The organism is Fibrobacter sp. UWB7 (genome assembly GCF_900142945.1).
Taxonomy (GTDB): domain Bacteria; phylum Fibrobacterota; class Fibrobacteria; order Fibrobacterales; family Fibrobacteraceae; genus Fibrobacter.
Genome location: NZ_FRCO01000006.1, coordinates 13,428 through 38,951, shown reverse-complemented (window position 1 = coordinate 38,951; position 25,524 = coordinate 13,428). Strand labels below are relative to the sequence as shown.

24 protein-coding genes and 1 tRNA gene are annotated in these 25,524 nt (G+C 49.4%); 7 read left to right on the top strand and 18 right to left on the bottom strand.

What is annotated here, in order from left to right; all coding sequences use genetic code 11:
- Positions 1 to 19 precede the first annotated feature (19 nt).
- From BUC30_RS13650 to BUC30_RS13640, 3 genes are all read right to left on the bottom strand, one after another.
- On the bottom strand, positions 20 to 850 hold the full coding sequence (locus tag BUC30_RS13650; RefSeq protein ID WP_073442701.1) for a hypothetical protein: 831 nt from the start codon (positions 848 to 850) through the stop codon (positions 20 to 22).
- 67 nt (positions 851 to 917) lie between these two features.
- Entirely contained in the window at positions 918 to 2,375 is a 1,458-nt protein-coding gene (locus tag BUC30_RS13645; protein WP_073442699.1) for a carbon starvation CstA family protein, read from the bottom strand.
- Positions 2,376 to 2,499: 124 nt separating this feature from the next.
- Entirely contained in the window at positions 2,500 to 3,819 is a 1,320-nt protein-coding gene (locus tag BUC30_RS13640) for an aspartate kinase (protein WP_073442697.1), read from the bottom strand.
- 255 nt (positions 3,820 to 4,074) lie between these two features.
- On the opposite strand from BUC30_RS13640, the gene BUC30_RS13635 reads away from it, so the two are divergent.
- Together BUC30_RS13635 and BUC30_RS13630 are read left to right on the top strand one after the other, a co-directional pair.
- Complete coding sequence (locus tag BUC30_RS13635) at positions 4,075 to 5,097, top strand: hypothetical protein (protein WP_073442695.1); 1,023 nt, start codon at positions 4,075 to 4,077, stop codon at positions 5,095 to 5,097.
- A 94-nt stretch (positions 5,098 to 5,191) separates the two neighbouring features.
- Entirely contained in the window at positions 5,192 to 6,136 is a 945-nt protein-coding gene (locus BUC30_RS13630; RefSeq protein ID WP_073442693.1) for a sigma 54-interacting transcriptional regulator, read from the top strand.
- A gap of 1 nt (position 6,137) precedes the next feature.
- On the opposite strand, the gene BUC30_RS13625 is transcribed toward BUC30_RS13630, so the two are convergent.
- From BUC30_RS13625 to BUC30_RS13605, 5 genes are all read right to left on the bottom strand, one after another.
- Complete coding sequence (locus tag BUC30_RS13625; protein ID WP_073442691.1) at positions 6,138 to 7,052, bottom strand: PorV/PorQ family protein; 915 nt, start codon at positions 7,050 to 7,052, stop codon at positions 6,138 to 6,140.
- Between the two features lie 41 nt (positions 7,053 to 7,093).
- Positions 7,094 to 8,602 carry a phosphomannomutase gene (locus BUC30_RS13620; protein ID WP_073442689.1) on the bottom strand — a complete coding sequence of 503 codons (1,509 nt, stop codon included), beginning with the start codon at positions 8,600 to 8,602 and terminating at the stop codon, positions 7,094 to 7,096.
- A gap of 96 nt (positions 8,603 to 8,698) precedes the next feature.
- Positions 8,699 to 9,679: a HipA domain-containing protein gene (locus tag BUC30_RS13615; protein ID WP_073442687.1), complete on the bottom strand. Its 981-nt coding sequence runs from the start codon at positions 9,677 to 9,679 to the stop codon at positions 8,699 to 8,701.
- Complete coding sequence (locus tag BUC30_RS13610) at positions 9,679 to 10,017, bottom strand: HipA N-terminal domain-containing protein (protein WP_014546078.1); 339 nt, start codon at positions 10,015 to 10,017, stop codon at positions 9,679 to 9,681. The genes BUC30_RS13615 and BUC30_RS13610 overlap by 1 nt, the downstream gene beginning before the upstream one ends.
- Complete coding sequence (locus BUC30_RS13605) at positions 10,010 to 10,231, bottom strand: helix-turn-helix transcriptional regulator (protein ID WP_073442847.1); 222 nt, start codon at positions 10,229 to 10,231, stop codon at positions 10,010 to 10,012. Before BUC30_RS13605 ends, BUC30_RS13610 begins: the two co-directional genes overlap by 8 nt.
- Before the next feature lie 288 nt (positions 10,232 to 10,519).
- Between BUC30_RS13605 and rsmA the strand changes: the two genes are divergently transcribed.
- Positions 10,520 to 11,302, top strand: coding sequence for a 16S rRNA (adenine(1518)-N(6)/adenine(1519)-N(6))-dimethyltransferase RsmA (gene rsmA, locus BUC30_RS13600; RefSeq protein ID WP_073442685.1), 783 nt, complete (start codon positions 10,520 to 10,522; stop codon positions 11,300 to 11,302).
- A 62-nt stretch (positions 11,303 to 11,364) separates the two neighbouring features.
- Positions 11,365 to 12,198 carry an MBL fold metallo-hydrolase gene (locus BUC30_RS13595; protein WP_073442683.1) on the top strand — a complete coding sequence of 278 codons (834 nt, stop codon included), beginning with the start codon at positions 11,365 to 11,367 and terminating at the stop codon, positions 12,196 to 12,198.
- Positions 12,199 to 12,203: 5 nt separating this feature from the next.
- On the opposite strand, the gene BUC30_RS13590 is transcribed toward BUC30_RS13595, so the two are convergent.
- Positions 12,204 to 12,995 (bottom strand): YggS family pyridoxal phosphate-dependent enzyme, encoded by a 792-nt coding sequence (locus BUC30_RS13590; protein ID WP_073442681.1) that lies wholly within the window; start codon positions 12,993 to 12,995, stop codon positions 12,204 to 12,206.
- A gap of 282 nt (positions 12,996 to 13,277) precedes the next feature.
- Between BUC30_RS13590 and BUC30_RS13585 the strand changes: the two genes are divergently transcribed.
- Entirely contained in the window at positions 13,278 to 13,733 is a 456-nt protein-coding gene (locus BUC30_RS13585) for a type II toxin-antitoxin system VapC family toxin (RefSeq protein WP_073442678.1), read from the top strand.
- Positions 13,723 to 13,944, top strand: coding sequence for a hypothetical protein (locus BUC30_RS13580; protein WP_073442676.1), 222 nt, complete (start codon positions 13,723 to 13,725; stop codon positions 13,942 to 13,944). The genes BUC30_RS13585 and BUC30_RS13580 overlap by 11 nt, the downstream gene beginning before the upstream one ends.
- Positions 13,945 to 13,992: 48 nt before the next feature.
- Here BUC30_RS13580 and lon read toward each other — a convergent pair whose 3' ends face one another.
- The 6 genes from lon to BUC30_RS13550 form a co-directional block, all read right to left on the bottom strand.
- Complete coding sequence (gene lon, locus BUC30_RS13575; RefSeq protein WP_073442674.1) at positions 13,993 to 16,344, bottom strand: endopeptidase La; 2,352 nt, start codon at positions 16,342 to 16,344, stop codon at positions 13,993 to 13,995.
- 122 nt (positions 16,345 to 16,466) lie between these two features.
- Positions 16,467 to 17,720, bottom strand: coding sequence for an ATP-dependent Clp protease ATP-binding subunit ClpX (gene clpX / locus BUC30_RS13570; protein ID WP_014546087.1), 1,254 nt, complete (start codon positions 17,718 to 17,720; stop codon positions 16,467 to 16,469).
- Positions 17,720 to 18,310 carry an ATP-dependent Clp protease proteolytic subunit gene (locus tag BUC30_RS13565; protein ID WP_014546088.1) on the bottom strand — a complete coding sequence of 197 codons (591 nt, stop codon included), beginning with the start codon at positions 18,308 to 18,310 and terminating at the stop codon, positions 17,720 to 17,722. The genes clpX and BUC30_RS13565 overlap by 1 nt, the downstream gene beginning before the upstream one ends.
- A 12-nt stretch (positions 18,311 to 18,322) precedes the next feature.
- Positions 18,323 to 19,582: a trigger factor gene (gene tig, locus BUC30_RS13560; protein ID WP_073442672.1), complete on the bottom strand. Its 1,260-nt coding sequence runs from the start codon at positions 19,580 to 19,582 to the stop codon at positions 18,323 to 18,325.
- A gap of 44 nt (positions 19,583 to 19,626) precedes the next feature.
- Positions 19,627 to 19,706: transfer RNA gene (locus BUC30_RS13555), tRNA-Leu, on the bottom strand.
- Positions 19,707 to 19,747: 41 nt separating this feature from the next.
- Positions 19,748 to 20,434, bottom strand: a complete 687-nt coding sequence (locus BUC30_RS13550) for a class I SAM-dependent methyltransferase (RefSeq protein ID WP_073442670.1) — start codon at positions 20,432 to 20,434, stop codon at positions 19,748 to 19,750.
- Between the two features lie 141 nt (positions 20,435 to 20,575).
- Here BUC30_RS13550 and BUC30_RS13545 point away from each other — a divergent pair, with 141 nt between their 5' ends.
- A complete protein-coding gene (locus BUC30_RS13545) occupies positions 20,576 to 21,811 on the top strand; it encodes an oligosaccharide flippase family protein (RefSeq protein WP_073442668.1) in 1,236 nt (411 codons plus the stop codon).
- Here the strand turns inward: BUC30_RS13545 and BUC30_RS13540 are convergent.
- The 3 genes from BUC30_RS13540 to BUC30_RS13530 are packed head-to-tail and all read right to left on the bottom strand — an operon-like array spanning position 21,731 to position 25,483.
- Positions 21,731 to 23,086, bottom strand: a complete 1,356-nt coding sequence (locus BUC30_RS13540) for an O-antigen polymerase (protein ID WP_073442666.1) — start codon at positions 23,084 to 23,086, stop codon at positions 21,731 to 21,733. The genes BUC30_RS13545 and BUC30_RS13540 overlap by 81 nt on opposite strands.
- Positions 23,087 to 23,104: 18 nt before the next feature.
- Complete coding sequence (locus tag BUC30_RS13535; RefSeq protein ID WP_073442661.1) at positions 23,105 to 24,304, bottom strand: GumC domain-containing protein; 1,200 nt, start codon at positions 24,302 to 24,304, stop codon at positions 23,105 to 23,107.
- 3 nt (positions 24,305 to 24,307) lie between these two features.
- Positions 24,308 to 25,483, bottom strand: coding sequence for a polysaccharide biosynthesis/export family protein (locus BUC30_RS13530; RefSeq protein ID WP_073442659.1), 1,176 nt, complete (start codon positions 25,481 to 25,483; stop codon positions 24,308 to 24,310).
- Positions 25,484 to 25,524: the final 41 nt, after the last annotated feature.

Here is a 25,524-nt window from a genome sequence, read left to right as displayed (position 1 = left end):
GAACAACTAAAGTCTCTGATTATAGAGACTTTTGTTTTGCCTTTTGCAAATAACATCTGGTCCGTTCCGGTTCAATAAAAAATACAGCCACGCTAATCACAGTCATCACATTTAAAAGGGAATGGATAAGCATGATGGAAAGCATATAAAAGCTCCATCCATCTATGTGAATAATTTGCATCACGCTCCAAAAAATTTTCACAAACATCATTAAAGATCCCACCATCAGAACAGGCACATTCTTTTTGGCAAGTGCAAATACGCCGACCGCTAAATAAAAAACGCCAAAGAAGGCAAGCTGAAAAATGGGTGGCTGTATAAAAACAAAATGAGCCAAGCTATTCAATCCGCTTACGGTAAAAAAGATGGCGCAAAGCCGGAACAAGCCCAAATTAAACTTTTCATCTACAACAGCCCCGATTTCATCACGTTTTCTAGGGGCAACAAAGAACGCCGCTATCGCAACAACCACGTTCACGTTAAAAATCAAGTTAACTATATCATTTCCCGCATTCGTGTGATTAATAACGATAGCACTTAGCACAACCCAGGCAAGGAACATCACCGCCAATATTTTTAAGGTTTTCACATTCTTTTTGACAAGCGTAAATATCCCCAGCGCAAAAAGAGCTACAACCGCCAAAGTTCCTAATACCAATGGAATGAAAACCCCCGACGCAATCATCAGCCCACCCGTTCCAAGCAAATCTTCAAATGACGATGTCGTAAGCGCATTCCATAGCGAAGCCAGTTCACCGGAATGCACAGCCATAAAAAGCATACTGATAATAAAACCGAGTATGTTCACAAAAAACACGATAGTGCAAACCCTGAGTAAAGCGAGATTCATAGCTCCCCTATTTCGTTAAATAATTAACTCGTTCTAAAAATACAAAAAAACGACCCGGATTTTTTAGCTATCCACCCCTGCACACTTTCCTATACCACACGGTAAACCACACGCAGGCCACGGCAAGGCAAACAAGGCCCAAAGGATAGCCAATGCAGTCGGGCAAATGAAGCGTCTGGCGCGAAACGAAGAAGTATGTCGTACAAACGGTGGTCATAAACAGGGCTGGAATAAGGGACACCCAAAAATTCTTCCGTTCCTGCACCAGATAGACTGTAATCGCCCATAGAGTAAATACAGAAAGCGTTTGGTTAAAAAATCCAAAGTATTGCCAAATAGTATTGAATCCATCGGGAACCTTGATTTGCCACACCAATATGGCGATAGACGTCGCAAACATGGGTACGCAAATGTAGAGACGATTGCGGATGGGACGCTGATCGATTTTCAGCCAATCCGCCACGATAAGGCGGCCGGAGCGAAATGCCGTATCACCACTGCTAATGGGAGCCGCGACCACACCTAATACGGCAAGGACTGCCCCTACAACGCCCAACCATTCATTACACACCAAATGCACCACCATCGGGGCCGAGGTAAAGAAACCATCCTTTGCACCTGAAATCTGTTCGTAGCCCGGTGGGCCTGCATAGAAAAACCACATGGAAACGGTAGCGCAAACAAGAGCAACAACGCCTTCGGTAATCATCGCCCCATAGAACACACGACGGCCCATGTGCTCACTTGCGAGGCAACGCGCCATCATCGGTGTCTGCGTTCCATGAAAACCAGAAATAGCACCACAGGCAATAGTAATGAAAAGTGCAGGGAAAATATGGTCCGTAAATTTTCCTGGATTTGCACTAGCCCCCATATTGTGCAGGTTCGACCAAATTTCTGGCAGTTGCGGCATCTTGACAAAGAGCATCACCATCAACGCCCCAGCCGTAAGCAGGAGCGAAATAGCAAACAAAGGATAAACCTTCCCAATAATTTTGTCGATGGGTGTCATCGTGGCGATCACGTAATAGACAAAGATGATAGCCACCCACATCATCACGTCACCGCCCAGCGTATGCAAAATTACCGCTGGAGAATAGACAAACACCGTTCCCGCAATGACCAAAGGAAACACGGTCAGCAACAACATGACCTTCCTCGTCTTGTCGCCCAGATACTTGCCAATCAGTTCGGGCATTCCCGCACCGCCGTTACGCATAGACAACATTCCGTTCAGGTAGTCGTGAACTGCCCCCGCAAAAATACAGCCAAGCACAATCCAGAGATAAGCGACTGGACCGAATTTTGCCCCCATGATTCCACCGAAGATGGGGCCCGTGCCAGCAATATTCAGAAACTGGATCGTATAAACTTTCCAACCGGGAAGTGCGATATAGTCCAGCCCGTCTTTTTTAGAAACTGCGGGAGTCTCACGGTCATCGGGACCGAACACGCGTTCCACAAAGCGGCCATAGAAAAAGTAACCCAGGATTAGGGCGGCAAGGCTCAGGATAAAAGAAATCATATAATCAAATTATACAATTTAATAGACAAAAAACGGCCCGGATTTTATTCCGAGTCGTCTTTGAAATGTTACTGGATCCTTCGACTTCGCCCTTACGGGCTTCGCTCAGGATGACAATCGCGAATTACTTCACGAAGGCGGCGTAGATGGCCTTGATAGCCTTTTCAGCATCGGCTTCGTCAACACCAGTGATGATGTTGATCTGGGAAGAACCCTGGTCGATAATGCGGACGTTCACCTTATTTTCTGCGAGAGCCGTAAAGAGCTTTGCTGCAACACCGATCTTGTTCGTCATGCCGTGACCCACGGTAGCGATAAGAGCGATGCCCGGGAAAATCTTGATACGGTCCGGACGCATCTGCTGCGTGATGTCTTCGAGGACAACGTCCTGAACGGCGTCGAGAGCCTTGGAATCCACGACGATGCTCATGGAGTCAATTGCGCTCGGGCAGAGTTCGTAGGAGAGTCCTTCGCTTTCGAGAACGGCGAGCACGCGACGGCCAAAGCCAACTTCCTTGTTCATCATGGACTTTTCGATGTAGATCATCGAGAAGCCCTTGCGGCCTGCAACACCCGTAATCGGGAGCTTTGCATTTTCCGGAGTCGGGCCAATGATGGTGCCGGCGTCTTCCGGACGGTTCGTGTTGCGGATGTTGATAGGAATCTTCTTAGCGCGGCACGGAGCGATGGATTCATCGTGGAGCACGCTTGCACCGGAGTAAGCGAGTTCGCGAATTTCGCGGTAGCTCACGTATTCAATCGGGAGCGGATTTTCGACGATACGCGGGTCAGCCATGAGCATGCCCGAAACGTCGGTCCAGTTTTCGTACTTGGCAGCGTCAATGCCGTTCGCGAGGATAGCGCCGGTGATGTCAGAACCGCCACGGCTGAAGGTCTTCACTTCGCCACGGAGGTTAGAGCCATAGAAGCCCGGCAAGACGTACAACTGATTTTCGTCGCCGAGAGCCTTTGCAATTTCTTCGTAGGTTTTCGGAGCGATGCGGTACTTGTCATCGAAAGTGATGAGCGGGTAGCTATCGACGAAGTTTGCACCGAGATACTTTGCCATGAGGCGTGCGCAGAGGAATTCGCCACGGCTCACGAGGAAGTCCGTGCTCACGGATTCCGGATGGTTCTTGAGCTTGTCTTCGAGACTGTCGAGGTCTTCGGTAAGCTTGTCTTCAAGACCGAGGTCCTTGCAGATTTCATCATAACGCTGGCGGATGAGGTTCCACGGCGTGGAGAAATCGAGACCCTTGGAGGCGAGATCATAGGTGCTGTAGAGGAGGTCGGTCAGTTTGGTTTCTTTCGGGTTACGCTTGCCCGGAGCAGAAACGACGATGACTTTGCGGTTCTTGTCGCTTTCGACAATGGCCTTGATTTTTTTGAACTGACCTGCGTCGGCGACAGAGGAGCCACCGAACTTACATACGATTCTAGACATGTTTTTCCTTTGGGCCGCTGACCTCTCAGCTTCAAGCTTGACCGCTTTCCTCGCGATCATACCCCGTTCGGGATATTGCCCAAGCTTACCCATCGAGCCAGCCACTTGGTGTTTCACGACGGCATTTTACCGCCGCGCGCGAAAGATAGAAAATAAACGTCCCACGTGCAAGGCTTTTGGCTTTAACATTAGCCCCCAAAAATCCATTTACTATATTCCCATAATGAATTGTGTTTTAGGAAAAAGGAGAAAATCATGAAATACACCCTGCTTACGGCTGTATCATCTGCATTCCTCATCGCCGCTTGTAGCGACAGCAATCCGTCAAGCGCTTCAAATGACAGTAGCACCAATAGCGCCTCTAATAATGATCCGAATTCAGCAACAGGAACACTTTACGTCGATGAATCGCAACACCTGATGGTAACAACATTCACAGACGTCCATGGAAACCGTTGCGATCTCGAAAACGACAATTTGATTTGGAAAACTATAACAAAAAACGCTATAATAGATTCCTTCGAGTACGAATTCATCGGCGATACGCTAGTCCTCTACGATTATTACGAAGGTGGAGCCGACAACTATGGCAAACTGTACGTGGGTGGCACAGCAGGTAACATTTACGGGTGCTGGGTCTATACCGGCATTGAGCGCAATCGAAAAACAGGCGAAGAAGAACACTCCACAAACACCCGTTACGTGACCCGAACCTACACTTACGCTCCGGGAAAAGTGACCATCAATCTCGAATACCACATGGACCTTTACGTTGCCGACGAACAGGAAAGAGGCTACATGGAATCCAGCTTTATGGTGGAATTGTATGGTTATCTCGCCCGCCGAAGCCACATGGACGATGTCATCAACATCATGGACAACGAAGATCTAGCTAGCAGCATCGCCAGAAGCATTGAAAACAACGGCGTTCAAATTATCGAAGGCACCAAGACAAACCAAACTTTCAAAATTGGCGACAAGACATACACCGTAACCATCAAGAAAGCGGAAACCACCCTCCACTACAGCGGTCGCACCAACAGGGAAGCCATCGTCGAAGTGTCTGACGGCACCACCACCTGCAGCAGCTACGCCATCTACAAGAACGTAGACGAAAATCTCTGCAAAACGGAAAACCTCGAATATTTCACGGTCAAAGATGACGAAGACGAAGATGGCAACAAGTACTTCTATGTTTCGAGGTACAAAAACACCGACCACGAAAAGTTCCAGGAATGCCTCAGCACCATCGCATTACCCATCACAGAGGCTCCATAAGGGGCCTTTTATTTAAACAAAATTTTACCGAATAATTTGGCGGAAAAAAGCGTGTTATATAGTAGAGCCACCTCAAATAGAATTTTGAAGGTCTATGAAAAAACACGAACAATTGATGCTTATCGCAGCCCAATCGAACATTCCCGTGCTGTTGCAGGGGGAATCGGGAGTCGGCAAGGAAATCGCCGCCAAGTTTATACACGAGCATAGCCCACGAAACGAGGGTCCATTCGTTGCACTCAACTGCGGAGCCATTGCACGGAACCTTGCCGAAAGCCTTTTGGAAGGCGCCAAAAAAGGCTCTTACACCGGAGCCGCGTGCGACCACCAGGGCATTGTGCAAGCCGCAAACGGCGGCACGCTATTCCTCGACGAAATCGGCGAAATGCCGTTCGACATGCAGAGCAAGCTATTACGCATCTTGCAGGAACATTCCGTGCTCCCGCTCGGCGCCACGCAAAACGAGCCGGTCGACTTCAGGCTTATATGCGCCACAAACCGCGACTTGCAAAACGAAATTCACAGCGGCAATTTCCGCAAGGACCTATTCTTCAGGCTGAACGCCTTCCCCATCGTGATCCCGCCCCTCCGCAACCGGGAAGACTTTGCCGACATTGCCACAGCCATTTGGAACGATATCACAGCAAGGACTTTCGCCGTACAGCTACTGCTCCGCAAATGGGAAATCAGGGTTCTTTCCAGGTACGACTGGCCGGGCAATATCCGCCAGCTGAAAAACGTACTCCAGCGTTACGCGCTTTTAATGCAGCACAACATCTCGCTTGAAGAAATCCTCTCCGAAGAATTTTCACGCCAAGCGATAAACGATATCGATGAACACTACACGTACAGCGGGACACGCGCCTCGGCACCGAATTGGCAATTTATTCAAAAAGCACTATACGAGCACAACGGGAATAAAAGCAGGGCCGCCAAAGCTCTAAAAATCAGCCGTGGCTGCCTGTGCTATCAAATAAAAAAGCACGAGCTCCGCGAATGGAACTCGTGCGAAAAATTGAACCGTCCGATTGAGGCTTAAATTAGAACTTCACGCCGACGGCGATGTAATGGTTGCCACCTTCAAACGCCGGGCGCGGGCTATAAGCGTAGTCAAACACGATCATGCCAAACGTCACACCGAGACCGCCACTAACTGCATCTTCGGTATCCGGGCGGATTGCGTAGCCCATGCGGAACGAAAGCATGTCGAAGTAGACCACTTCGCCGCCAATCAAGACCTGAGCCTTTGTATCGGCACGGCGGTACGCATCTACAGACAAATGCACCATCCAACGGTCAAGAATCGGGATGAATCCCGTCACGCCCGCCTGGAGCGCAAGCGGAGCCGCCTCCTTCTCGGATTCATACTTGCTTGCAAAACCGAGATTCGTAAAGTTTGCACCGAATGATAAATACTGATTCACGCGGAAAGAGCCACCCGCATCGACAGAGAACAAAAATCCAGTTTCATCATCAATCGTCTGCGTGGCAAAACGTGCCGAAGCGGCCCAGTTGAAAATCTTGGAACGGCTACCAAAACCCGCCAAAAGCGACCAGGCATAAGAGCCGTATTTCGAAGTCTTGAGACCATCCTCGTCACGACCTTCAATGTCGTCGTAACCCAAAAAGTCAACCGCAAGCCCTAGCGTGTACTTTTCGCCAATCGGGAGACCGTAATATGCCGAAACAAAGTTATCGGCACCGCCCTCGCCAAAAATCACCTGACTGAGTCCAAATTCCGCATCGTTTGCAACGCTCATCGCAAGTGGATTGCGCGAAATTTCGGACACGCGACCGGGATCAGCAACGCCTGCACCCGAGAGCGCAGCCGCACGCGGCGAAACCTGCATCGCAAGGAACTTCATCGTCACACCGCCCGGGTCCAAATGCCAATACTCCCCTGCAAACGCGAGGGAACCAACAGTCAGTGCAAACGAAAGAAACTTTTTGAACATACGATTAATAAGATACAAAAAAGTGGGAATTCAGATTTTGTCTAAACGCGCCAACCTTCCATAATCTTGAGGCAGTCCGCGAGGAGTTCTGCACTGCGTTCCTTGCCTTCCGTTTCCACATAGCAGCGGAATTCCGGAGCGTTTCCGCTCGGACGCAAGTGAATAATGTCACCAGAATCGAATTCCATGCGGTAGCCATCAACTTCGTTGAGCGATACCATCTTGCCCTGGAACGTCTTGTCCTTTGCAAACTTGGAGGGCTTTGCAGCGAGAGCGCCGAACAGCTTTTCGCCGAGATTCTTTTCGCGGATTTCAGCGAGCTTCGCCTTCGACTTTTCGGTCGGGAATTCCTTGAGGCGGTCGCTCACGGTAAAGCGCTTCGGCAACTTGCGGAGCAAATCCACAACGCACATGCGTTCCTTGCGGACCATCACCATCACGGCAATCATCGGGAGGAGCGCATCACGCGTCGGGAGTGCCTTGAGCGTGCGACCATCGAGCGTCAAATCCGTTTCGAGCAGGAAGCCACCATTCGCTTCGTAACCCGCAACCGTGATGCTCTTGTCGTTTGCATCGACCAGGCTTTCCATGCCGGCAATCACATACGGGCTACCAATGCGCGTGCGGCAAATTTTTTCAAAGCTACCGGACTTTTCAAGTGAAGTGTTGCAGCTCACCGGAGTTGCAATGCGCTTGATGCCAAGAGACTGTGCGGCCAAAATGCCAAGCACGTCGCCACGGAGCCACATGCCCACGTCATCAGCCAAAAGCGGGCGGTCCGAATCGCCATCCGTGCTGAACACAGCATCCACGTAATCCTTGTGCGTAAACTCACGGGCGAGTTCTTCATCTTCCTTGCGGATAGCTTCGGTATCGACCGGCACAAACACATCGCTACGGCCAAACGGCTTGACCGTTGCACCGAGGCTTTCGAGAACCTTCACCACAATGTCGCGGCCCACAGCGGAATGCTGGTAAACGCCAATCGTGAGTCCATGCAATGCATCGCTACCGAAAAAGTCCGGGTAACGCTTGCAATAATTCGTTTCGGCTTCCGCTTCGACCGCCGGGAGTTCAGGCGCAGCCTTCAGCATGCCCTTGTCGTCAAAAAGCGCTTCGTCGAAATCGACCGACTGCGACACGATTCCCTGTTCATCGGCCTTCGTGATTTCGCCATTCGGGTGGTTGAACTTGATACCGTTGCGGTCTGCCGGGATGTGGCTGCCCGTCACCATGATGGTCGGCAAATGCTTGTCGATGCCGTACATCGCAATCGCGGGGCTCGGGATGCGACCGCAGTAAATCACCTTCCAGTTCGCATCAGTGCCAGCCTGCACGAGAGACTTCAAAATGCGTTCCGTACTCGGACGCAAGTCACCCGCAATCGCAATCGTGCGTTCGCACTTGTAAGACGCTTCGCAGTACTTGATAAAAGAACGTGCATACACATAGCACACACGGTCGGTCATAGCGCTCACGAGACCGCGGGCACCGCTCGTACCAAACGCCACCCCGGACTGTTTCATAACATCTTGCATCGCAACGGACATATTAAACCTCTGTTTAGCAGGCGGTAGGAAGTAGACAGTAAGAAGTCTCTAAAACCGCCAAATGATTTACAATGGACAAGATAGAAAAATCTGTTTTTAAGATATTTCCAACGCCCTTGCTCTATCGTAAATACATTCCTTATACTTAGCCTTCGCTTCTTCACTTAAGAAAGACGCGTCTATCATTTCGTTCATTTCATCAAGATGGTTGGTCATTTCACGAATAAACCGCTCAGCCCTTTTCTCGACAATGCCGATACGTTTTGCAAATTCCATAAAATCCGGAGCACCATAAAAGCCATTGGCACTAAAGAAGTCGCTTTCGTAATTCTCTTCATCTGCAAAAAGATCAAGTGCCATTCTTTCATCAGAAGCATGCAACGACGTATTCAACAAATCATAAGCGGGAGTCAATACAAATACCCCCTCCTTATTTGGAGAGTATATCGAAAAATTCTTGATATGCGCATCGCCGTTACACACAAGATAATTAAACAAAATAATCTTGAAAAATTCTTCGGCAGCAACAATATAAGCACTCACATGTTGTTTTATAAGTCCCGCAATTTCTTCGTAACTAATACTTTCGTACTTAAAGTTTGAACCCGCATTTTGGCTGCACAAGTCCGCAACTTGGGCAAAATCCTCTTGATGAATCCTCGTACCGTCTTTACGGACATCAAACCGTTTTGTTAAATAGGCAAATTCTCCAGAAGAAAATTCCATCAATGCCGACTCAGCCACATTCATCTTGAAAATCTGTTTTGCCATTTGCATAGTGACATGTTCATTGGCTGGCATATCACGAAATAAGCGAAACCGCATACTTGTAGCAGGCTTGAGAATATAGGTTCCAGCACGATCGGTAGGCTCCAATTTTTTCCAACCAAATCTTAATGAAAACTTTATCTGCGCTCCAGATATTGAAATGCGTTTGACTACATCACCTGTACCTTGAGCAATATCAGGAAGTGTAAAATCAAGTTTCGCACTAAATTTATCCTTATTAAAAATTTTTCTAGAACAAGTGCGGCAAAAATCATCTTCACATTCCCTAAGACAGCTACGGCAACGCATTATCGAGCCTCCTGCACTGTAATATCCCCGATAGATTCATTTTTACAAAGTGCCAATAAAACCGCAAAATCATCATTGACGTTAATCTTTAGTCGCTTGCAGATATCTGCTCTATTTTCGCCTTCAGGCAAAAGTCCGCTAAAAAAAGGGAACAAACATTTAGAATAAAAAATCCTTTTCGATTTCGGCAAATTGATAGCAATAGAGGTTCCGTCTTTATCGATATAATCCGCATCATAAATAAAGACGAACCGCCTTTTACTAGCAAGAAGAATACCTGCAATTTTTCCGTTCTTGAAAACAAAAGCCTTTCGAATTTTATAATAAATGCTATTCATGGACGACCCGTTCCTTCAAAGTGATAACGAGTCCAAGAACTTGCAAAATTTCGAAAAGTACTTTAACGCTCGGATTTGCGCGCCCGCTCTCAATGCCATTAACAGTACGCAGACTGACTCCCGACATTTCAGCAAGATCAGCTTGAGATATATTCAGCTCCTTACGCCTGTCGGCAATCTGCTTGCCCAAAGAAGATATTTCCGTCTGACCCATCGGTTTAAACTCCAAATTATGCAACATATTGCCTATTCTATAGTAAAAATACTACAAATAGTATAATTCGTCAACTAAAATGCGCAATATATTGCGCAAACAAGCAACCAGACAGCGATTACTTCGCAAACGTAAACAGGATTGCGGTGATAATTATAGCGGCGATAAGGGTAAAACAAGAACACATACTTAGAATGTACATTTTGATTTTGACACTTTACTGTCAAAAAATCAACTTTAATTTTTTGCTAGCCTAGAACACCCGCAGCAATTTCTATATTCCCCGTCATGGATAGAGCACGCCGTCGCAAATTTGGACAGAACTTTCTCGATGTTGAAACCGCCACCGCCATCGCAGGCGATTTGCCAGCCGAAGCAGGCGAATTTGTCCTTGAGATTGGTCCCGGTCACGGCGCTCTCACGGAGCACTTGCTCAACCGCGGGCTAGAACTTACTGCTGTCGAAATTGACGAGCAGTGCGTTGAAGTCTTGAACGAAAAATTCAAAGATTACAAGAACTTCAACATTGTCAACATTGACTTTTTGAAGTTTGACTTGCAATCATTTTTGGACGCACACGCAAAGCCGTGGGTTACTGGCAACTTACCATACAACGTAAGTACAGCAATTATCGCAGGGCTTATGCCGCGCTTGCACTTGACCAAAGGCTTTATGGGAATGGTGCAGCTCGAAGTCGCTGAACGCATCTGCGCCGAACCCTGCTCCAGCAATTACGGGAGCCTTTCCGTACTCGTTTCTGCATTTGCAAACACGCAGATTTTGCGCAAGATCGGGCCGGAACATTTCACGCCAAAGCCAAATGTCGATAGCGCGACGATGCTTTTGACACCGCGCGAAGACGCAATCCAGGCGCCCGACGGATTCTTTGACTTTGTCCGTACCGCATTCACGCAAAAGCGCAAGACGCTTGCGAATTCCTTTGGACGCAATTACGACAAGAAGAAAATCCAGGCGACCATCGAACTTTTGGATTGGCCTACGACCATCCGCGCCGAAGAACTCAGCCCCGAGCAGTTCCTGAATTTCTACAAGGCGTTTAAAGGTGAATAAGGAGATGCCCGCAAAAGGCACTGTCATCCTGGAGCCGAAGGCGATAGGAACCATAAGAGAAAATGAAAATTAAAATTCTTATCGACAACATCAGCTGTTCCGAAAAGCAATTAAAAGGCGAATGGGGACTTTGCGTCTATACCGAATTCAATGGCAAGCGCATTCTGCTCGACACAGGTGCCTCTGCGCAATTCGCCAAGAACGCCGCCATCATGGGGATTGACATTTCCAAAATCGATGCAGGCGTCTTAAGCCATGCGCATTACGATCACGCCGACGGCATGCAGGAATTTTTCGACAAGAACGACCACGCCAAATTCTACTTGCGTGATGCCGCCCGCGAAAACTGCTACCATACGCACAAGTTCTTAAAGTTTTTCACCTATCAAGAATACATCGGCATCCACAAAGGAACTCTCAAGCGCAATGCCGACCGAATCGTATTTGCAAAAGGCGACTGCGAAATTTTTCCGGGAGTCACACTCGTCGGTCACAAGACTCCGAACCTCGATGAAATTGGCAAACGCGCCCACATGAGCGTCAAAGAAAACGGCAAATACCGCCCCGACAGTTTCGACCATGAACAAAGTCTAGTCTTTGATACGCCAAAAGGCTTGTTCATCATGAACAGCTGTAGCCATGGCGGCGCCGACAACATCATCAAGGAAATCGAAGCAACATTCCCCGGCAAGCAAATTTACGCCATCCTCGGCGGATTCCACCTTTTCCGTACACCCGACGATCGCGTGAAAGCATTCGCCGAACGTCTCCGCACTTTGAACGTTCAAAAAATCTACACAGGGCATTGCACGGGGCAACGCGCCTACGAGATTTTACACGATGTGCTCGGCGACAAAGTCGGACAGATGCACACCGGCATGGAAATTGAGGTGTAGAGTTCCTAAGCGGGATCGTTCACCGGCTTAGAATAGTCACGCTCTCCAAACAAAGCCGTTCCCACGCGAATCATCGTAGAGCCTTCTTCAATGGCGACTTCCAAATCAAGCGTCATGCCCATCGAAAGCTGATCGAACTTAGCAAAGGCGCCACCTTTAGCAAGGAACTTGTCGCGCAGCCCACGCAAAAAAGCAAAGCATTCGCGGCTATCTTCAGGTACGCCCGTATTCTTGCCAATCGTCATGAGGCCGCGGAAACGCAAATGCGGGAAGTTTTCGCTTTTGCCGTCCGCTGCTGCGCCCGCTTTTGCCGCAAGATCGTTCAAGAAAGCTTCAGCCTCATGCACGTCCAAGCCGCTCTTCGTTTCTTCTTCGCCCGCATTCACCTGGAACAAAATGTCGAGAACTTTTCCCTGACCATTTGCAGCTGCAGCGCAAACCTTCTCCAACTTTTCCACCGCTTCGATACTTGCAATGGAATGGATGCAGTCGGCTACAAGTGCAGCCTTCTTGAGCTTGTTACTTTGCACAGGACCAATTACATGGCAACGCACGCGGCTCCCGTCCTTTGCCGTACGCGGCTCGGAGAACTTGAGTTCGGCTTCTTGCACGCGGTTTTCGCCAAAGTCCGTTGCACCCAAAGCAATCGCATTTTCCACAGCTTCTGCCGGGTGGAACTTGCTCACCCACACAAGCTTAACCGAATCACGGCTGCGGCCCGCAATCTTGCAAGCCTCGCCAATCCTTGCTTCGAGAGCTGCAAGGTGCTCGCGCATTTCATCAAGTGTGAATTCCATAGTTTTAGTAGACCGTTAGAAGTTGGAAGTAGACAGTGATTAGTGATTATGTTTTTCAGTTAAAAGATAATAAATCCTTTTCGGCCTAATATTAAAAAATTTATTCGCCAGTTAATATACTACTCTTCTCAAAAAGATTTTTATAAATTACAAAGTACCAGTATCAACATACTGGATTTTGCTATATCCTTTCTTATATCTTTTCCTAAATCCTTAGCTATATCGTTTGCTAGATGAATCGGCACTCCGATTCAATTTAATCAACTATATAATCTAAAGGATATGAAAATATATCTAGACAACTGCTGCTACAACCGGCCTTATGACGACCAAAGCCATTTGACCATTTCCATTGAAGTACAAGCTAAAATGCAAATACAATCTCTTGTAAAAGCACAAAAATTGCAATTGGCTTCATCATTTATTCTTGATTACGAAAATTCTTGTAATCCGTACACAGACAGAAAATCTGCTATAACAAAATTTTTGAATGATAATGTTTTCGATTATGTAGGAAGCGACAAATCAGATGTAATCGCCATAAATGCCAAGAAAATCATGGCAACAGGGGTAAAAATGAAAGACGCTTGTCACATTGCCTGTGCAGAATTAATGAATTGTGATTATCTTTTAAGTACGGACAAGCGGATGCTTAAATATAAAAGTAATTCGATAAAATTGATCAACCCCATAGAGTTCCTTAATCTAATAAGCGGAGGTGCTGAAAATGATAACTGAAATCACTCCACCAGCAACAATCGAATTGCTTTCCAGAGGAATGGAATGCCTCATCCGTGAACTCGGAGTTGTTGACACTGAGTATTTTATAGCAGCGGTCCAAAGAGAACGATTTGACTATACCAAATGGCAACGTGAACATTTCGACAAAATGGATCTGCAAACCTTTGTTGACAAGGCCTCTGCCTACGCCAAAGAAAAAGGGAAATAGCAAAAATGCCCGCGCACATCACTGTGGCGGGCTCATTTTCACAATTAATTACGCTTTCTTCGCGCTTTTTGCGACCTTCGGCATTTTGAACAAAATCTTCACGATTTCGTCAATATGCTTGTGCGGGTAAATCTTGAGGCCCTTCTTCGCCGGTTCCGGGAGTTCAGCCACGTCCTTCTTGTTGCCTTCCGGCAAGTGGAGCGTCTTCACGCCAGCGGCGAGTGCAGCAAGCGCCTTCTCGTTCAAGCCGCCAATCGGGAGGCAGGCGCCCGTAAGGCTCACTTCACCCGTAAACGCAATGTCCGGTGAAATCGGCTGCTTCGTAAACGCACTCAAGAGGCAGAGCGTAAGCGCAATACCTGCAGAAGGTCCATCCTTCGGCACGGCACCTTCCGGCACGTGAATGTGGATGTCCGTCTTACGCACAATCGCAGGATCAATGCCAAAGCGCTGCAAGCGTTCACGAACAAGCGAAACGGCAATCTGTGCGGATTCCTTCATCACGTCGCCAAGCTTACCCGTCAAAATCAGCTGACCCTTGCCGCTCAAGAGCATGCATTCAATGGGCAAAATTTCGCCACCGACACTTGTCCAGGCAAGACCCGTCACAACGCCCGGGCGACCTGGTTCCGGCAGCTGGTTGTCCAAGAATCTCGGAGCGCCGAGGTAATCCTGAAGCACCTTCGCCGTCACTTCCGGCTTAATCTTCTTGCCCATCACAATGTCTTTTGCACGATGGCGCACAGCACTTTCAAGCACGCGTTCGAGTTCACGAACGCCCGCTTCGCGCGTCCAGCCGCGCATCACAGCGTTAATCATCTCGTCACTGAAGCTCACCTGTTCGCCAAGCTTCACGCCCGTGCGTTCACAGATGCGCGGGAGCAAATACTTGCCCGCAATCTGCAACTTCTCATGCGGATAGTAGCCCGGCAGGCGCACCACTTCCATACGGTCACGCAGAGCTTCCGGAATTTCGCCTTCGCTATTTGCCGTCGCAATAAAGAGCACACGACTCAAGTCAAGCCCCACTTCCATGAAGTGGTCAGTAAAGTCATGGTTCTGTTCCGGGTCCAAAACTTCGAGCATAGCGCTTGCAGGGTCACCTCTAAAGTCGCTTGCCATCTTGTCGATTTCATCGAGCAAAATCACCGGGTTCATGCACTTTGCACGGCGTAACGCATGGATAAAGCGGCCCGGCATCGCCCCAATGTAAGTGCGGCGGTGACCACGGATTTCAGCTTCGTCACGCACGCCACCAAGCGTAATGCGGACAAAGTTACGCTGCATCGCGGTTGCAATCGATTCCACGAGAGTCGTCTTGCCAACACCCGGAGGACCCACAAGGCAAAGAATCGGAGCGCGGCGTTCCGTACCGGTAAGCTTCAGCACGGCCACGTATTCCATAATGCGTTCTTTAACTTTATCCAAACCGAAATGTTTAGAGTCAAGTTCCGCCTTCACCTTCTTCATGTTCAAAACGGTATCGGTGTAAACACCATACGGGAGCGAGAGGAACCAGTCCACGTAATTGCGGCTCACCGCGTATTCCGGGGACGTCGGCTGCATCATGCGCATGCGACCGATTTCTTCTTCGAGCTTTTCTTCAATCGCCTTGCTAAACTTCTTGGCCTTGATTTTCTTGAGCAACTGGTCCGGTTCCGAAGCACCGCCATTTTCGCCGTCCAGTTCATCCTGCAACTGGCGAATCTGCTCCGAGATAAACCATTCTTTCTGTTGCTGAGCCATCTTCTGGCGTACGTTCTGCTGAACGCGAATCATCACGTTCTCGTTTTCCTGCGCCACCTGCATCAGGCTAATCAAACGATCCGCAAGAGCGTCAATCGTTTCGAGTTCCAAAAGCGCCTGCTTCTCGGAAAGCGAAATCGAGAGGAACGGGATCATCCCGTAAAACGCGTTGATGTGGCTATCCATCGTAAAGAGCGCTTCGACCATGCCATCGGCAATATTCCTGTGCATGGCGTACTCGCGGAACATGTTCAGCACATCTTCAAACTTTTCGCTCTTGTCTTCGGCCTTGATAAAATGTTCTCTCGGCGAGACCGTCACCTGCAAAAATCCGTCGCGCAAAGCAATCGAACGGAGATCCACCACGGAATCGCCTTCCAGCACGACCTTCACACAGCCATTCGGGAACGGCGTCACATTCGCCACGCGAGCCACCACGCCCACCGAGTAAAGGTCGAGCATCGGGTTATCGAGCGTTTCCTGTTCCACATTCTTCTGTGCAACCAAGATAATTTCGTTGTTATGATTCTCAGCAAATTCCAGGGCACGGAGCGACATCTCGCGGCCCACCAAAATGCGTCTAGTCGTCAGCGGAAATACAACAGCATCCCTCAGAGGGAGCAACGGATACGTTTTATTAAAGTCAAAAGCCATATACTACAAAGATAGTATTTTGAAGATGAGGGGACAAAAAAGCAGTCACCGTTTTTCGGCAACTGCTAAAATTCGCATTCGTGAAGTCGCAACGTTCAGGAATTCGCGGATCACAGCAACAACTAAGACTTTTTCTTGTTGTGCGTGAGGCCTTCCTTGACCATTTCGACAGTCACGGTAAACTTCTTTTCGCCAGAGCCCGGCATCTTGAACATCGCCTGCTGCAGCACGCGTTCCATCACGGATCTAAGCCCACGTGCACCCGTCTTGCGGGTCATCGTTTCACGGACAATTTCCTTGAGGGCATCGTCTTCGAATTCGAGCTTGATGTTGTCCATTGCGAACAAGCTCTTATACTGCTTCACAAGCGCATTCTTCGGCTTCGTCAAGATGTTGAGGAGAGCCGTCTCGTCGAGTTCTTCGAGAGCAACAGCAATCGGCAAACGACCGACAATTTCCGGGATGAGGCCAAACTTGATCAAGTCTTCCGGCTCCAGCTGCTTGAAGAGTTCGCTCAAGCTGTTTTCGCTTGCCGTGTGGATATCGGCACCAAAGCCCATGCCACCCTGGTTCACGCGCTGGGAGATAATCTTGTCCAAGGTTTCAAAGGCGCCACCGCAAATGAACAAGATGTTTCTCGTGTTCACCTGCACAAGCGGCTGTTCCGGATGCTTACGGCCACCCTTCGGCGGGACCGATGCAACCGTACCTTCCAAGAGCTTCAAAAGTCCCTGCTGCACACCTTCACCGCTCACGTCACGGGTGATGGAGGGGTTTGCAGTCTTACGAGCAATCTTATCAATTTCGTCGATAAAGATAATGCCGCGTTCAGCCTTCGCCACATCGTAATCGGCAGCCTGCAAAAGGCGCACGATAATGCTATCGACGTCTTCGCCCACGTAACCAGCTTCAGTCAAGACAGTCGCATCGGCAATCGTGAACGGCACGTCCAAAAAACGGGCCATCGTCTGCGCCAAGAGCGTCTTACCCGAACCGGTCGGGCCGACCAGGAGCAAGTTCGACTTTTCGACATCGACATCGTCCTTGGACTTGTGCGTCTGCTTGTAACGCAAGCGTTTATAATGGTTGTAAACCGCCACAGAGAGCGCCATCTTTGCACGATCCTGCCCAATGACAAAATCGTCCAGGTGCGCCTTGATTTCGGTCGGGAGCGGGAGCGGCTTTGAAGAAATTTCCTTCGCTTCCTGTTCCTGTTTCGTACGTGCCAAGTCTTCTTCAAGAATGCGGCTGCACATGCGTATGCAATCACTGCAAATATACGCACCTGCACCGGTGATCATCTTTTCGACTTGTTCTGCCGGCTTTCCGCAAAAACTGCAGCTTACAGCCGGGTGGTTCTTGCCACTACGGTACATTAAATTCCCTCTTTACGCGGCACAAAAATTTCATCAATGACGCCAAAGGCCTTAGCTTCTTCCGGGCTCATGTAAAAGTCGCGGTCCGTCTTTTCGCGGACTTCGTCGACAGGCTTTCCGGTATGCTTAGCGACAATTTCGGTAAGGGTATCCTTCGTGCGGATAATTTCCTTGGCGGTAATCTGAATATCTGTAGATTGTCCAGTAGCGGCACCCGACGGCTGGTGCAACATGATGCGGGAATGCGGGAGCGCATAGCGCTTGCCCTTCGTACCTGCAGCAAGGAGCACGGCGGCCATCGAAGCACAACTACCAATGCAGATCGTAGCGATATTCGGGCGTACGTGCTGCATGGTATCATAAATGGCAAGCCCTGCCGACACGTAACCGCCCGGGCTGTTTATATACAGCGTGATATCCTTTTCCGGATTCTCGTATTCAAGGAAAATCAACTGGGCCATGACATTGTTTGCCACTTCGTCGTTAATCGGCGTGCCCAAGAAGATAATACGTTCCTTGAGAAGTCTGGAATAGATATCGTAAGCGCGTTCACCGCGCCCGGTTGTTTCAATGACGGTAGGGATGATCATTTATTCCTCTTATTACTTTGTTTCTTCAGCTGCCGGGCGGATACCGACGATGAAGTCAGCAGCCATCTGGAAGCGAAGTTCGTCGCGCAGCTGGTTGATACGGCCAGACTGGCGGAAGTGGTTCTTCAGATTTTCGAATTCCACGTGGTAAGCGTTAGCCATCTGCTGGAGGCGTTCGTCAACGAGAGCCTGCGTCGGCTTGATCTTTTCCTGCGTAGCAACGAATTCGAGAATGCGGTGTTTCTTAATTTCGCGGATTGCTTCAGCGGAGAGTTCGTTTATCTGTTCTTCGGTCGGTTCGACAACGTCCTTTTCGCTCTGGGCATTGCGGTTGAGCGTCCACTTGATGAGGTCGTAGATGCGAGCCTTCGGCACTTCGAACGGGTTAGCTTCGATGAGCTTGTCGATAGCTTCGTTGATAGCCTTGTTCTTAGCAGCGTCCTTCTTCTGGGCAGCGAGGCTTTCAGCGAGGTTGTTTCTCAAGTCAGCTTCGTCCTTAACGCCAATCTGCTTGCAGAATTCTTCGTCCACAGTCGGCGGAACGATTTCGCGAACGTCCTTGATTTCGACGTTGAACTGGGCAGTCTTGCCGCGATAGCGTTCGTCCTTGTGGTCATCCGGATACTTGAAGTTGATTTCCTTCTTGTCACCGGCCTTAACGCCCATGAGGCCTTCATCGAATCCCGGAGAAGCGGATTCACCGAGGAGAGAGCGGAATTCCTTGTTTTCCGGAAGTTCCTGCTTTTCACCGTCGATAACAACTTCGATATAGTCACCAACAACAACGTCACCCTTCTTGGCTTCGCGGTCAACGTGTTCGTCCTTGCTCCACATCTGCATGAGGCGGTCGTATTCGGCCTGGACTTCTTCTTCGTGGACGGCTGTAGCCGGAACGGTGATGCCCGTGTCAGCGTAACCCTTGATATCGATTTCCGGATCGACTTCGACTTCCACCTTAAGTGTGATGTCATTCTGTTCGTCGTCCTTGAAATCCTGGACCATCATCTTGCCAACCGGAATGATGTTAGCCTTCTTGAGGGTTTCCTGAACGATAGAGTTCACGACTTCATCAACAGCTTCGTGACGGATGGACGGTCCGAACTGCTTCAAGATCATGGACTTCGGCACTTGACCCTGGCGGAAGCCCTTCAAGGCGACCTGCTTCTTGTACTGAGAAAGCTTCTTTTCGAACGGAACCTTGAGATCACCCTGCGGGATTGTAATTTCAAGGGTGCGCACGGTTGCGCTTGTTTCTTTGATTTCAGCGGACATATATACTCCGGTATACGGTTGTTAAAAAGGTGATAAAAAAGAACTGCGAGGGGTGGGAGTCGAACCCACACACCGAAGTACCAGATCCTAAGTCTGGCGCGTCTGCCAATTCCGCCACTCTCGCGATTTCAAGACCAAAGATACAAAAAATTGCCTAAAAACGAATCACCTTTTTTCGATGACCCCGTAAAAACGGGACGGGTAACGCTTCGGAATCATGCCCAGCTTGTTCAGTACGCGGAACGGAAGCATCAAAAGACCCAAAGGTCCCTTAAAGCAGCCGCGCAAGAGCTTGATTCCAGCCCCCGGGAACAGGTAATCGCCCATAGTAAGGCGATATTCCACGCCAAGGGAGTCAAGCATCTGCTTCATCTCGTCGTACGAGAAATGCCACAAGTGGTCGGATACCGCAATATGCGCATACGTGAGCCCGCTTTCGAACAAAGTGTTAAAATCGTTCGTACACGGGAGCGAAAACACCACGCGCTTTTTTGCAGCCCCGATGGCAGACTTCAAGAAGTCCACCGGACTCGGCACATGTTCCAAAACTTCGATCATCATGACCGTATCGGCAAGATTTACGCCTAGCGGTTCACCCGGTTCAAGCAATTTAGTCTTGAGTCCATTCTTTTCGGCAACCGCAAGCGACTTCTCGTTGATATCGGCGACAGTCGTATCAAAGCCCGCCTTCTTCACCTCAAGTGAATAGGCTCCTTCGCCACCACCGAGATCGAGCACGGTCTCCCCGCGAACTTCGCGAAGCAAGAACTCGACCAGCGGCTTGTGAGCCTCGCCCGGCTTTGCCGGCGGACCCGGAACGAAGAAAGAACTTTGACCTTGCAACTTACCCATGACTCGAAATATAGTAAACAGTTTTTAGTGATTAGTCAATAGTTCTTAGTCACTAGTTGTTAGTCTTTAGTACTAATCGACCTACAACCAATGACTATTGACCAATAACCAATAACTAAACTCTTTTTTATCTTTACCTCCATGTTTCAAGCTTTCCGCAATATAAGAATCGGTGTTTTCATCGCATTTGTAAACCTCCTTATCCAAGGAATTTCATTTTTCGTCCAGAATTTTATTGCGCGTAACCTTGGAACCGCTTCTTACGGGCATTTCGGGCTGCTCCAGACCGACTACTCCATTTTCTGCGCCATCGCCGATTTCGGCATGACAACCCTCATCCTCGCCTTTTTCGGGAACCGCGCCACAAAAGGTTCTCTTTTCAGGAGCATCCTCCAGCTACGACTTTTCTCTGCCGTGGTTGCAGCACTCCTCATGGTCGCCTTCGCGTTCACGTTCCGCTACAACCACCCAATATTCTACGGCGAACTGATTTTCACGTTCGGGCTCGTATTCCAGCACGCGTTTTTCGACTGGTACTTCATCTGCGGGAAATTCTGGAAGCGACTCTTCGTCTCGAAGCTATTGCACACGATTTCGTATTCTGCGGTCATGTTCATGACCCTTCTCTACTTCAAGATTGAACGCATCGAACTCATTGCACTTGCGATGGTGCTCGCCGCACTCCCCGCATTCTTCTACGGTGTCACACAGGCATTCCACGCGCACCTCTTAAAAATCACGCGCCGCACGTTCCGCTTTATCGTGCTCATGGTCAAAGCGGGCATTCCGTATGCCATCTCGAGCTTCGCCGCTTTCGCCTACCTCCCCATCGGGCTTTATGTCGCGGATAAATTTGCAAGCGCCGAATTCCTCGGCTGCTACAACTTCGGGCATAAAATTCTCGTGCTCTGCTCCGGCATCATGGTTCACTTCATCTCGTCGAACCTCATCACGCTCCACTCCACGCACGACAAGAACATCCACCTCAAGGACATCGCAGTATTCACGCTGTTCATCGCCGTCTGCTCCTCGCCCCTTTGGCTCTTCCCCTCGTGGATTCTCAAAATTCTCTTCTTTGCCGCCCCCTGGACCGACGCCACATTACAGACAAGCGCAAATATTTTACGGATACTTTCGTTCTCGCTCATTTTCCAGGCCGCACGCACCACGCTCATCTCCACACTCCTCAAGGAGCATGCGACACGCGCCTACGCCATCATGGTAAGCATTGGCGGAGCCTCGAACGTCATCGCTTGCGGACTCGCCGGAATGTATCTAGAAAATGCAATGATCCCGCTATTTGCACTCACAGGCGATCTTGTGATCACTGTGATCCTCTTCGGGTATTTCACCCACCACCGCAGGGTCCGCTGGTAATATCGTACGACCGCTGCTCACTGTGCAGACAAAGAAAAAGAACGACATCCACACCCAGTACATGCTCTGCTTGTAACCGGTCGTGAAGTTCCACAGGATAATCCACATCATGAACGTCGCCGTGAGCAAAAGCATAAGCGGGCTTTTAGCAACCGCCATCTTGTGATAGCTATACGTGAACAGCACGCCAAAGAAAAACGGCAACAGGAAAATCCCCGGGAGTCCAAAGTCCTTGTACGCATCCCAAAGGTACGGAATAGTATTTAAGCCCGTGTACTTTACCACGCTCTCGTTAAACGGCGTATCCCAGCCAAAGTTCGCCTGGAGCCCATCGCCAATATGCAACAGGTGCGTCACGCCAAAGAACGCGTCGATGCCGTACGTCCATTCGTGTTCGGGAACATCGCTATAACGGTTGAACGCATAATCCAAATTCCAGTAGTTGTTCGCCACGTACTTATACGGGAGAAGCGCCACTTCTTTTGCAATCTTGCTATCAGTCACATCCGAATTGCCATACTGCCCCTTGAGAGCTGCCACCGCCACAAAGAAAATGCAGACAAACACCGTCACCACCGCGAGTGAACGCCACGAGAATCGCCCGCGCAAGTAGTTGAACAAAATCATGAACATGCCAAGGCAAAGCATGTTGATACCGCGGCTCGGGTACGTCGCAAACGAAAGGAGAATCGTAAACACCACCATGAACCGCGATGCATAGCGCACCCAGCGCACCGGGTTCATCGACTTGAACGACGCTACCGCAAAAAGCCCGACCACCATTGCGCCCGAGGTAAAGAAGTCTGCGTACTTGAGCACATCGTTATCTTTTCCCGTAAGCCACTGCGACGGATTGTCCGTCAAAAGCACAAGGTTCCCGGTCACAGAAATCACGCCGAGCACGCCCACAAAGAAATAGGCGAACGCCGAAAAACTCAAGAAGAAATGACAAACCCAGTTGTACTCGCCGTGAACTTCAAGCTTTTTCTGCAACGGAGGTCCGCCAGCCGATTTCCAGGCAAAGTCCGTCACATAGCAACCGACCAAAAAGCAGAACATGCCGCCGCCCCAAACGAGCCACGTCGAATAATTGAAATCCGACATCATCGGCAAGAACTGCAAATAAGAAACACCAAGCATCACCATCTGCACCAAGAAGTACAGAGTCGACGGGCGGAAAAAATCTTCCTTGAAAATGGAGACAAGCACCAAGGCGACGATGCCAAGCGTAAACATCACGCTTGACTCTGGATGAGCAAACAACGCCTCCATCATGCCTTGACGCCCCAGAAATTACTTATGCCAGAAGCAGACTTTCTTGACGAAGAAATCCCACTCGGCAGCGGTCTTAGAGTTCGTGCGGCTTTCAGAGCGCATATACTCGACAAGGTTGCTGAGAAGTGTTGCCAAGAAGAACGAGAAGAACACCGTAAACGCAAGGATAAGTCCACGCTTCGGAGAAATCTTCTTGTCGTTTTCCCAAGGCGCTTCAAGTACATGCAGGTTCGTGAGCATCTTTGCTTCTTCCAAGCGCATCTGTTCGCTCTGCTGACGCAACACCTTGTACATCGCTTCCTGAATACGGATTTCCGCTTCGCGCCTCATGTATTCCGCATAAAGCTCCGGAGACTTCTTGAGTTCCAGAATACCGATATTGCTGTGCTTGCCCTTGAGCGTCCCGCCGAGAGCGGAGTTCACGCCCTTTGCACGTTTGGAAAGTTCCTGATAACGCTTGCTGTTTTCGCCACGGTCAAGCTTTTCAAAATTCATCTCGATGCCGACTTCCTCGCGCATCGCCTGCAATTCGCTCAAGTACTTGATTGTCGCTTCGAGCTGCACGTTCGGTTCATACACGTTGTTGCTGACCTGGAAATTGACAAAGTCTTTGATCAAGGAATCCAGCACATGTTCGCAGGAATCAAGTCTCGACTGGAAATATTCCCTGGACTGGCGGGCCTGCTTCGTCTTAAATGCGTTGAATGAGGAATCAGCCTTTTCGAGCATGAAGTTTAAAACTTCAACTGCAAGTTTTGCGTCCGTATCCTTGTAATAGAGGGAAAGCATGTCTTCCTTGTTCATCTCGAGCCCGAAGTTCTTGCGGAACTCCTTCAGCAAGTCGGCATGGAACTTTCCCTTGAACTCGTAATGCCTGGCAAGGTCAAACTTTTCAATCACCATGTTGTGCAGTTCCCAGGAATTGAAAATCGTCCACACGGCATTCACATCCTCGTTGTCCATAGTGATACCGAGCAACGAGCTCATACCCGAACCACCCATGAGTCCGCTAAGCGCACCCGCCATAGGCTGCGTCGATGCAGGCGGAGTGACAACCGCAGCAGCGGCAAACTTGGGCTTAATGACCCACATGACCATTACAAAAGCGACAATCGTCGAGATAAGGACCATTGCCACAACAAACTTGAAATGTTTCAAGTCATTATTCAGAATCCGCAAGCAGATTTCAACAAAACCGATAGACTCTTGCTTTTCCATAAATTACTTGTAGTTGACGTAAATGATGAACGCAGACGAAATCACACTCAAAAGTGATGCCATGAACAAGGTGAAATCCTTGAACGATTCGTAATGGTTCTTGGGAATTTCAATGACGTCGCCCGGCAAAATCGGGTCCGTCGCCACGTTGATAGAAATCGCTTCCGGCTTTGCACCGCGCCAGACCTTCGCCTGGGTCCAGGAACCCGTAATCGTATTCACGCCACCCGAAGAGATATAGTCAATGGCATGCCATGTCGGATTGTAAGTGTAACGGCCGATATAGTTTACGGCACCGCCAAGGTACACGAACAGTTCCTTGATAAAGAATTCCACTTCCGTATTCGGCTCGACAGTCGTCGTCTTCATTTCGCCAAGCGAAATCCAGCGGGGTTCCTTGTCCGGTTCGCGAATGCATACAGACTTATAGCCCTGGTTGTGCATCCTATCAGCACCAGCAAGCTCAAAGTAATCCTGGAGAGTCCTATCCGAACGGTAAGCGACCGTCGTTCTATACCCCGGGAAAACCAGGGAAACGTTATCGCCCATCGGGACAAACGGCACATAAATCTTGTCTCCCTGCTGTAGCAGAATATCGTTTTCAAAATTGCCGTTCTTCGCCATGTCATTGAAGTTCACGTGGATGGTATCCTTACCGCGAATAATCTGGACATCTTCCTTATTGGCGTTCGGGAGAAGCCCGCCAACCGCACGGATAAACATCGAAAGCCTGTTCTGCGGGTCAATCACATGCTGTCCGACCGCAGGAATTGCACCCATGGCGTTCACGCGGAACCTCTTCATGGCTGCAAGTTGCACAAAGCAGTATTCACGCTTGTAACGCCTGGAAACAAGGTCGAGAATCAGCCTCTGCGCCTCAGCCAAAGTCTTGCCGTTCACATTCACGACACCACACTCTTCGACAGCCACGCCGCCGTCCGGATACACCTGGATAGAGAGGTACTTGTCTTCGAGCATCAAGTCCAGAAAGTCGCCCGGACCGAGCACGTAATTGGAATCCACAGCCATTTCGGCATACATCGGCGTAAGCGATGCGGCGCCACGCGTAGACGTACCTTCGCCGAGAACTAGACCCTTAGACGCAGAATTGCCAAACATCGAATCCGAAGCAAAGGCACAAACGCACGCCAATAAAAGACAGACAATAAAAGATCGCATAATACTTTTCTACAGTTGAGAAAAAGACTGACAAGTTACCT